This window comes from Kitasatospora sp. NPDC058965 (assembly GCF_042741245.1).
GTDB lineage: Bacteria > Actinomycetota > Actinomycetes > Streptomycetales > Streptomycetaceae > Kitasatospora.
The window spans coordinates 1-8,619 of the sequence record NZ_JBHYKG010000341.1; the positions used below are offsets into that span (position 1 = coordinate 1).

Here is an 8,619-nt window from a genome sequence, read left to right on the forward strand (position 1 = left end):
GGGGGGGGGGGGGGGGGGCCCCCCCCCCCCCGGGCGCCCGGCGGCCCGGCCCCCCCGCCGGCGGCCCCACCGACCCGGTCGGGCGAACTAAGGTCGTCCGTATGACGAAAACCCCGGACAGCGTCGTCCGCTCCTACATCGCCCAGCACCAGGAGGCCTTCCTGGCCGACCTCGCCGACTGGCTGCGCATCCCCTCCGTCTCCGCCGACCCGGACCGGGCCGGCGACGTGCGCCGGTCGGCCGAGTGGCTGGCGGCGAAGCTGCGCGAGACCGGGTTCCCGGTGGTGGAGGTCTGGGAGACGGACGGGCTGCCGGCGGTCTTCGCCGAGTGGCCGGCGGGCGAGGCCGGGGTGCCCACCGTGCTGGTCTACGGCCACCACGACGTGCAGCCGGCCGCCAGGGCGGACGGCTGGCGGACCGAGCCGTTCGAGCCGACCGTGGTCGGCAACCGGCTGCACGCCCGCGGCGCCGCCGACGACAAGGGCCAGGTCTTCTTCCACACCCTGGGCCTGCGGGCGCACCTGGCCGCCACCGGCCGCACCGCGCCGGCGGTCCACCTGAAGCTGCTGATCGAGGGCGAGGAGGAGTCCGGCTCGCCGAACTTCGGCGCGCTGATCCGCCGCGAGGCCGACCGGCTGGCGGCCGACCTGGTGGTGGTCTCGGACACCGGCATGTGGGACGAGCGCACCCCGACCGTCTGCACCGGCATGCGCGGCAAGCTGGACTGCCAGATCGACCTGACCGGCCCGGACAGCGACATCCACTCCGGGTCCTTCGGCGGTGCGGTGCCCAACCCGGCGACCACCGCCGCGGAGCTGGCCGCCGCGCTCCACGACGAGCAGCGCCGGATCGCGGTGCCCGGCTTCTACGACGGGATCGTGGAGCTGACCGAGCAGGAGCGCGAGCTGTTCGCCAAGCTGCCGTTCGACGAGGCCGGCTGGCTGGCCACCGCGAAGTCGCACGGGCTGCAGGGCGAGGCCGGCTTCTCCACCCTGGAGCGGATCTGGGCCCGGCCCACCGCCGAGGTGAACGGCGTCTGGGGCGGGTACACCGGCCCCGGCACCAAGACCATCGTGCCGGCCGAGGCGCACCTCAAGCTCTCCTTCCGGCTGGTCGCCGGCCAGGACCCGGAGCGGATCGAGCAGGCGGTGCGGGACTGGGTGGCCGCGCGGGTGCCGGCCGGGATCGGGCACCGGGTGCACTTCGGCAGCATCACCCGGCCCTGCCTGACCCCGCTGGACCACCCGGCGCTGCGCTCCACGGTGCGGGCGATGGAGCGGGCCTTCGAGCAGGAGGTGCTCTTCACCCGGGAGGGCGGCTCCGGACCGGCCGCCGACCTGCGCGACGTGCTGGGCGCCACCGTGCTCTTCCTGGGCATCTCGGTGCCCTCGGACGGCTGGCACTCGGTGGACGAGAAGGTCGAGCTGGACCTGCTGCTCAAGGGTGTGGAGGCCGCCGCCTACCTGTGGGGCGACCTGGCCGAGAGCCACCGTTGAGCCCGGTGGACGCAGAGATGACGACGAGTGCGCGACACGGGGACGGAGCACGATGAGCAAGCCTGAGACCGCACGCCCGCTGGCCCTGGCACGGGCGGGGGTGGACCGGGCGGCGCAGCACCGGCTGGACGAGCCGTGGCTGGCCGCGGCCTGGAGCCACCCGAGCACCAAGGTGCTGCCGATCGCCGGCGGCGAGGCGTTCGTGGTGGACACCGCGGAGGGCTCCGAGCTGGTGCTGCTGCCCTCCTTCGAGGCGCCGCAGAGCGGCGACCGGTACTTCCTGGGCACCGACGAGGACGGGGTCTGCTACTTCGCGACGGCCGGCGAGGCGCTGCCCGGGCGGCTGGACGGCGACGCCCGCCCGGCCGGGCTGCGCGAGGTCGGCGGGTCGCTGTCGGCCCGGGACGCGGGGCTGCTGGTGCACGCGGTGGCCCTGGAGCACTGGCACCGGCTGCACAGCTTCTGCTCGCGCTGCGGGCACCCGACCGAGAAGGCCGGCGCCGGGCACCTGCGCCGGTGCACCTCCTGCGCGGCCGAGCACTACCCGCGCACCGACCCGGCGGTGATCATGCTGATCACCGACGAGCAGGACCGCTGCCTGCTGGGCCGGCAGGCGCTCTGGCCGGAGGGACGCTGGTCCACCCTGGCCGGGTTCGTCGAGCCGGGCGAGTCGATCGAGCAGGCGGTGGCCCGCGAGGTGCTGGAGGAGGCCGGGGTCCGGGTCGGCGAGGTCGCCTACGTGGCCAGCCAGCCCTGGCCGTTCCCGGCCAGCCTGATGCTGGGCTTCGTCGGCAAGGTGGCCCCGGGCGGGGCCGGCATCGCGGTGGACGGCGAGGAGTTGGCCGAGGCGCGCTGGTTCTCCCGGGAGGACCTGCGGGCCGGCTGGGAATCGGGCGAGATCGTGCCGCCGACCGGTATCTCGATCGCCCGGCACCTGATCGAGACGTGGTACGGAGAGCCGATACCGCAGACGGCGCGGTGGTGACGGAGTGAATGATTTGGGGGCGTGCGATTAGATCGCACGCCCCTTCTTGCTGCATTGCACACGGAATACCTGGGCGGTGCTGCAGAACTGTTCATTCACACTGGTCAGGAACGTTCCGCGGTCGGTCCGGGACGGAGCCCGCGGACCAATCATGGCCAGTTATGGTCGGTTTAGCTGAAAGGCCGTCACCCCGATCGCTACATTTCCAGGGTGACCCTCTCCAGTGGCAGCGTCTCGTCCCCCAAGTACCAGCGGTTGGCCGCCGACCTGCGGCGGCGGATCGCGGCCGGCGAGTGGCGGGCGGACACCGCGCTGCCGGTGGAGGCCGAGCTGGAGCAGCAGTACGGCGTGGCCCGCAACACCGTGCGCCTCGCCGTGGACGTGCTGGTCAACGAGGGGCGGCTGGTCCGGCTGCAGGGCAAGGGCACCTTCCTGCGCGAGCACCCGATGCTGGACCACCGGGCCTACGGGCCGCCGGCCGCGCCGCTGCCGGTGCCCACCCAGCGGGACGGCCTGGCGGCGCCGAGCGAGGTGTACAGCGCCGAGGCGGACGCGGCCGGGCGGGTGCTCAGCGCGGAGTTCGAGATGCTGATCGTGCGGGCCCGGGTGGACGTGGCCGACCGGCTCGGGCTGCGGCCGGGCGAGGCGGTGGTGGTGCGCCGTCAGCTGCGGCTGCTGGACCGGGAGCCCTACTCGATCGAGGAGAGCCACTACCGGGCCGGGGTGGCCGCGGGCACCGCGCTGATGGAACCGGATCCGGTGCCGGGCGGGGACGAGGCGGTGCTGGCGGCGCTGGGCCGGCAGGAGATCGGCGCGGTGGACCAGCTGGTGGCCCGGATGCCCGGGCCGGAGGAGGCGCAGTGGTTCCAGGGCGGGCCCGGGGTCCCGCTGCTGGTGCAGACCCGGGTGACCTACGACGCGCGCGGCCCGGTGCGGGTGATCGAGACCCGCTACTCGGCGGACCGCTGCCGGCTGGTCTACGGGCTCGGCGAGCTCCAGGCGCGGGGCAGCCGCTGACCCGGGGTCGGCCCTCCGTAGGCTGACGGTCGGTCAACGAGGGGAGACACCATGGCCGCCGACGCCGTGACCACCGCATTCTTCACGCACCCACTGGGTGACGGGGCGGTGCTGATGCCGCGCACCGCCCAGATCGCCGAGGCCTACCACGCCGTGCTGGTGGCCAACAACGAGCGCCTGGCCCGCTGGGAGCCGTGGGCCGTCGCCGTGCCGGAGCCGGACGGGACCCGGGAGTTCCTGGAACAGGCCGCGCACGGCTGGCTGGCCGGGACCCAGCTGCCGGTGGCGATAGGCGTGGCGGTGCCCGGGGGCGGCTACCGGATCGTCGGCTCGCTGGGGCTGCGGATCGGCCGCACCGAGTCCCGGGCGGAGCTGGGGTACTGGATCGACGCCGACCACGAGGGGCGCGGCCTGGTCCGCCGCGGGGCCGAGGTGTTGATCGAGCACGCCTTCGGACCGCTGGGGATGGACCGGGTGGAGCTGACCGCCGAGGTGGGCAACCTGCGCAGCCGGGCGCTGGCCGAGCGGCTCGGCTTCACCGAGGTGGGCGTGGAGCCGGCCGCCATCGTCTTCCCGACCGGGAGCCGGGACCGGGTCCGCTACGCCCTCACGGCCGCCGACTGGCGCGCCGCGCGCCCCTGACGCGCGGCGCGGCCACGGCCGGCCCGGATCAGGCGGCCAGCGCCTTCTTGACCTGGAGCAGGCTGGGGTTGGTCATCACGGCCTGCTCGCCGCTGACGCTGGTGACCAGGACGGTCGGGACGGTCTGGTTGCCGCCGTTGACCGACTCGACGTAGGAGGCCGAGGCCGGGTCCTGCTCGATGTTGATCTCGGTGTAGGCGATGCCCTCGCGGTCGAGCTGGCTCTTGAGGCGGTTGCAGTAGCCGCACCAGGTCGTGCTGTACATCGTGACGCTGCCGGACATCGAACAGGCTCCTTCGCCGGGGTGGGTCCGTCGGGGTGCGACGAGGCGGCGCCGCCGGACGCGGGCCGCCGCGACGCACAACGTACGCGCTCGCCCGGCCATTCCGCGCGGCGCCGTCCACAGCCCGGGTGCGACAAGCGTTCGGTACGAGGAACCGACGGTGTGGTGATCCTGCCGGGGTTGTGGACAACGGGCCGCGCGGTGTCGGTCGGGGCTGCCAGGATGTCCGGCACCGGGTGGGTCGACCCGGTGGGGCTGAGAGGATGGAGCCCATGCAGGAGGAGCTCTCGATGGACGGCGGCGGGTTCGGCGGACCGGGCGGTGCCGGCTGGTACGGCGCCCGCCCGAGCGATCCGGACGCGGTGCTGGCCGGGCTGGACCCGGAGCAGCGCGCGGTCGCCACGGCCCTGCACGGGCCGGTCTGCGTGCTGGCCGGCGCCGGCACCGGCAAGACCAGGGCGATCACCCACCGGATCGCCTACGGGGTGCGCACCGGGGTGTTCCAGCCCCAGCAGGTGCTCGCGGTGACCTTCACCGCGCGGGCCGCCGGCGAGATGCGCGGCCGGCTGCGCCAGCTCGGCGCCGAGGGGGTGCAGGCGCGCACCTTCCACTCCGCCGCGCTGCGCCAGCTGCAGTACTTCTGGCCGCGTGCGGTCGGCGGCGAGGTGCCCCGGCTGCTGGAGCGCAAGGTGCAGCTGGTGGCCGAGGCGGCCGGGCGCAGCGGCCTGCGGGTGCAGCGCTCCGAGCTGCGCGACCTGACCAGCGAGATCGAGTGGGCCAAGGTCACCCAGATCGTGCCGGACGACTACCCGGTGGCGGTGGCCAAGGCCGGCCGCGACGCCCCGCGCGACCCGGGCGAGATCGCCCGGGTCTACGCGACCTACGAGCAGACCAAGCGGGACCGCAACGTCATCGACTTCGAGGACGTGCTGCTGCTCACCGCCGCCATCCTGGAGGACCGCCCGGAGATCGCCGAGCGGGTGCGCGCCCAGTACCGGCACTTCACGGTCGACGAGTACCAGGACGTCTCGCCGCTGCAGCAGCGCCTGCTGGACCAGTGGACCGGCGGCGGGGCCGGGGCCGGCCTGTGCGTGGTCGGCGACGCCAGCCAGACCATCTACTCCTTCACCGGGGCGACCCCCGACTACCTGCTGAACTTCCGCACCAAGCACCCCGACGCCACGGTGGTGAAGCTGGTGCGCGACTACCGCTCCACCCCGCAGGTGGTGCACCTGGCCAACGGCCTGCTCGCGCAGGCCCGGGGCGCGGCCGCCCGGCACCGGCTGGAGCTGGTCTCGCAGCGTCCCGGCGGCCCCGAGCCGGTCTACGTCGAGTACGCGGACGAGCCGACCGAGGCCGAGGCCACCGCGCACCGGATCAAGGAGCTGATCGACCAGGGGGTGCGGGCCAGCGAGATCGCGGTGCTGTTCCGCACCAACAGCCAGTCCGAGATCTACGAGCAGGCGCTGGCCGACCTGGGCCTGGCCTACCAGCTCAAGGGCGCCGAGCGGTTCTTCGAGCGGCCCGAGGTGCGCGAGGCCGGGCTGCTGCTGCGCGGTGCGGCGCGGGCCGGCAGCGATCCGCTCACCGCGGACGCGCCCGACCTGGCCGCCCAGGTGCGGGCGGTGCTGGCCACCCGGGGCTTCACCGCGACGGCGCCGGCCGGCTCCGGCGCAGTGCGCGAGCGGTGGGAGTCGCTGGCCGCGCTGGTCCGGCTCGCCGAGGAGTTCGAGGCCGGGCGCCGGGCGGCCGGGGAGCCGGCCGACCTGCCCGCCTACGTGGCCGAGCTGGACGCCAGGGCCGCCGCCCAGCACGCGCCCGCGGTCGAGGGGGCCACGCTGGCCTCGCTGCACGCCGCCAAGGGCCTGGAGTGGGACGCGGTTTTCCTGGTCGGCCTGACCGAGGGCACGCTGCCGATCATCTACGCGAAGACCGACGAGCAGTTGGAGGAGGAGCGCCGGTTGCTCTACGTCGGGGTGACCCGTGCGCGGGCGCACCTGACCCTCTCCTGGGCGCTGGCCCGCTCGCCGGGCGGCCGGGCGGGGCGCAAGCCCACCCGCTTCCTGGACGGGCTGCGGCCGGGCTCCGGCGCGGGCGGCGCCCGTGCGGGGGCGCGTGGCAGCGGGGAGGGCTCGGTGGAGCGCTCGGCGGCGCGCCGGGCGCCGCGCGGACCGGTCCGCTGCCGGGTCTGCGGGCGCACCCTGACCGAGGCGGTGGAGCGCAAGCTGCGGCGCTGCGAGGACTGCCCCTCCGGGATGGACGAGGGGCTGTACGAGCGGCTGCGCGAGTGGCGCTCGCGCCGCGCGAAGGAGCAGGGCGTCCCCGCCTACGTGGTCTTCACCGACGCCACCCTGATGGCGATCGCCGAGGACGTGCCGACAAGTGTGTCGGAACTGACCCAGATCTCCGGGGTCGGTGCCATGAAGCTGGACAAGTACGGGGCCGACGTGCTGTCGTTGTGCTCGGGGGAAGACCCCGAGGTGGACCGGGCCGCTGAGACGGACGACCCCTCGGGTGAGGTCGATGCGGACCTCGCCGAGGACGAGTCCCGAAACTCGCCGGAAAAATAGTTTGCGCGCTGTGCACGAAGCGCAATAGCCTGCCGGAGCGGTCAAGGGGAACCAGACCGCGAAGCCTCTCGGGAGCATCCTGACCTGGCTTTCCCCTGCGCATGATCTTGCTTGACCCCTGCCCCGGCAGGAGCACGACCGACAGACATCCGAACACCGGCGCCCGGGGGACTGGGCACCGCGAGACGCCGAGGGAGGCGAAGACAGTGGGAACGAACCAGATGATCACCAAAATGACTGGCCAGACCTCTGCCGTTGCCTCGCTGTCCGGCGTCGCCGGCGGTCTGGGTCTCGACGCCATCCGTGGCGGTGCTGCCGGCGGTACCGGTGCCTCGTGCGCCGGACTGCTCAGCGCCCTCCTCGCCCCCAGTGTCCTGGGGACGGGTGTCGAGACGGGTCTGTTCCTGGGCTGGGGCGAGGTCTCCGTCGATGCGGCGCGTGTGATGCGCGACGAGCGACCGACCAAGGCACCGAAGGCAGTGGAAGCGGCGGCCAAGCATGGCGCCTATCTGCAGGTCATCGGTGCCGGAGCCGCCGAGCAGGACGAGCAGCTGATCAACGAGGCCAAGGCCGCCTTTGCGGGCGCCGAGGCCATCCGGAGCCGGGCCTTCCGCGGGCCTGAACCCTGGAGGAAGCGAACCTGAGTAACCCTCAGGTGGGCCACTCCAGGGCCGCGGAACCCGTTTCGGGATCCGCGGCCCTTCTGTTTTGTCCGGTACGACAGACCACCCAAGGCCCCCCGGGGCCTCCGGTCCAGCCAGACCAGTCAGCTGGACCGGAACCACACCAAGACGAGGAAGACGCCACCAGTGTCCACGGTCATCACACCGCCCCTCCCGTCCGTACCGGCAACGCCGATCCCGGCCGCTCCCGCTCCGTTCCCCCCTCCGGAAGGCTCTCTCATGCAGCTCACCTCGCTCGACGACACCGAGACGCTCGGCGCTCCCATCCCCTGCCGCTCCTTCGACCCCGAGGTCTTCTTCGCCGAGACCCCGGCCGACGTGGAGTACGCGAAGTCCCTCTGCGGCACCTGCCCGGTCAAGGAGGCCTGCCTGACCGGCGCCCTCGACCGCCGCGAGCCGTGGGGCGTCTGGGGTGGCGAGCTGTTCGTCCAGGGTGTCGTGGTGGCCCGCAAGCGGCCGCGCGGCCGCCCGCGCAAGACCGAGGTTTCGGCGTGAACCCCGCACTTCGAGCAGCGACAGTCCCCCGGGAATGCCCCCCGGCGGACGGCGCCCTGCGCCACTCCGTACGCATCGCCCATGCCCAGGCTGATGCCGCGGTTCAGACCACCTACCCGATGACGCACCACGAGCAGGACCACGACATGGCGATCACCGCAGGGCCCAAGGCCCGCGCCGAGCAGTCCACCGAACTTTCGATCCAGAACAGGACCCTTGAGATGCATCTACTGCAGGAAAACCTGGCCCGTGCCCATATGCAAGACCGCCTCCTCGAGGCGGAGGACCAACGCCTGGCGCTGCGGGCGATGCGGGTCGCCAAGCTGCGCCGCAAGGCGGAGCGCGCCTCGCTCCGGGCACGCAAGGTGCTGGCTGCCGCGGTGCTCTGAGCCGCGCAGCACGGCCGACCCGACGCTTCCGGTGGCGGTGCCCCGGCGGTCCCGAAGGG

Annotated in this window: 9 protein-coding genes; 8 read left to right on the forward strand and 1 reads right to left on the reverse strand. The window is 73.7% G+C overall.

Going from position 1 to position 8,619, the window contains the following annotated elements; all coding sequences use genetic code 11:
- Nucleotides 1–101 precede the first annotated feature (101 nt).
- From ACFW1A_RS34805 to ACFW1A_RS34820, 4 genes are all read left to right on the forward strand, one after another.
- The gene (locus ACFW1A_RS34805) at nucleotides 102–1,496 is read left to right on the forward strand and encodes a dipeptidase (RefSeq protein ID WP_380416350.1); all 1,395 of its coding nucleotides are present in this window, start codon (nucleotides 102–104) and stop codon (nucleotides 1,494–1,496) included.
- A gap of 52 nt (nucleotides 1,497–1,548) precedes the next feature.
- Nucleotides 1,549–2,481 carry an NAD(+) diphosphatase gene (gene nudC / locus ACFW1A_RS34810; RefSeq protein WP_380416352.1) on the forward strand — a complete coding sequence of 311 codons (933 nt, stop codon included), beginning with the start codon at nucleotides 1,549–1,551 and terminating at the stop codon, nucleotides 2,479–2,481.
- A gap of 210 nt (nucleotides 2,482–2,691) precedes the next feature.
- On the forward strand, nucleotides 2,692–3,498 hold the full coding sequence (locus ACFW1A_RS34815) for a GntR family transcriptional regulator (RefSeq protein WP_380416355.1): 807 nt from the start codon (nucleotides 2,692–2,694) through the stop codon (nucleotides 3,496–3,498).
- A 51-nt stretch (nucleotides 3,499–3,549) separates the two neighbouring features.
- Entirely contained in the window at nucleotides 3,550–4,140 is a 591-nt protein-coding gene (locus tag ACFW1A_RS34820) for a GNAT family N-acetyltransferase (RefSeq protein ID WP_380416357.1), read from the forward strand.
- Between the two features lie 28 nt (nucleotides 4,141–4,168).
- On the opposite strand, the gene ACFW1A_RS34825 is transcribed toward ACFW1A_RS34820, so the two are convergent.
- Nucleotides 4,169–4,423: a mycoredoxin gene (locus ACFW1A_RS34825; protein WP_380416360.1), complete on the reverse strand. Its 255-nt coding sequence runs from the start codon at nucleotides 4,421–4,423 to the stop codon at nucleotides 4,169–4,171.
- A gap of 290 nt (nucleotides 4,424–4,713) precedes the next feature.
- Here ACFW1A_RS34825 and ACFW1A_RS34830 point away from each other — a divergent pair, with 290 nt between their 5' ends.
- From ACFW1A_RS34830 to ACFW1A_RS34845, 4 genes are all read left to right on the forward strand, one after another.
- On the forward strand, nucleotides 4,714–6,993 hold the full coding sequence (locus ACFW1A_RS34830) for an ATP-dependent DNA helicase UvrD2 (RefSeq protein WP_380416369.1): 2,280 nt from the start codon (nucleotides 4,714–4,716) through the stop codon (nucleotides 6,991–6,993).
- Between the two features lie 206 nt (nucleotides 6,994–7,199).
- Nucleotides 7,200–7,637: a hypothetical protein gene (locus ACFW1A_RS34835; RefSeq protein ID WP_380416362.1), complete on the forward strand. Its 438-nt coding sequence runs from the start codon at nucleotides 7,200–7,202 to the stop codon at nucleotides 7,635–7,637.
- A gap of 177 nt (nucleotides 7,638–7,814) precedes the next feature.
- A complete protein-coding gene (locus tag ACFW1A_RS34840) occupies nucleotides 7,815–8,171 on the forward strand; it encodes a WhiB family transcriptional regulator (protein WP_380416372.1) in 357 nt (118 codons plus the stop codon).
- A gap of 119 nt (nucleotides 8,172–8,290) precedes the next feature.
- Nucleotides 8,291–8,560, forward strand: a complete 270-nt coding sequence (locus ACFW1A_RS34845) for a hypothetical protein (RefSeq protein ID WP_380416365.1) — start codon at nucleotides 8,291–8,293, stop codon at nucleotides 8,558–8,560.
- Nucleotides 8,561–8,619 lie beyond the last annotated feature (59 nt).

What these genes read in the sequence shown, in the direction of transcription:
- ACFW1A_RS34830 (WP_380416369.1), top strand. Translation starts at nt 4,714, where the DNA reads ATGGACGGCGGCGGGTTCGGCGGACCGGGCGGTGCCGGCTGGTACGGC.
- ACFW1A_RS34825 (WP_380416360.1), bottom strand. Translation starts at nt 4,423, where the DNA reads ATGTCCGGCAGCGTCACGATGTACAGCACGACCTGGTGCGGCTACTGC.
- ACFW1A_RS34820 (WP_380416357.1), top strand. Translation starts at nt 3,550, where the DNA reads ATGGCCGCCGACGCCGTGACCACCGCATTCTTCACGCACCCACTGGGT.
- ACFW1A_RS34805 (WP_380416350.1), top strand. Translation starts at nt 102, where the DNA reads ATGACGAAAACCCCGGACAGCGTCGTCCGCTCCTACATCGCCCAGCAC.
- ACFW1A_RS34845 (WP_380416365.1), top strand. Translation starts at nt 8,291, where the DNA reads ATGACGCACCACGAGCAGGACCACGACATGGCGATCACCGCAGGGCCC.
- nudC (WP_380416352.1), top strand. Translation starts at nt 1,549, where the DNA reads ATGAGCAAGCCTGAGACCGCACGCCCGCTGGCCCTGGCACGGGCGGGG.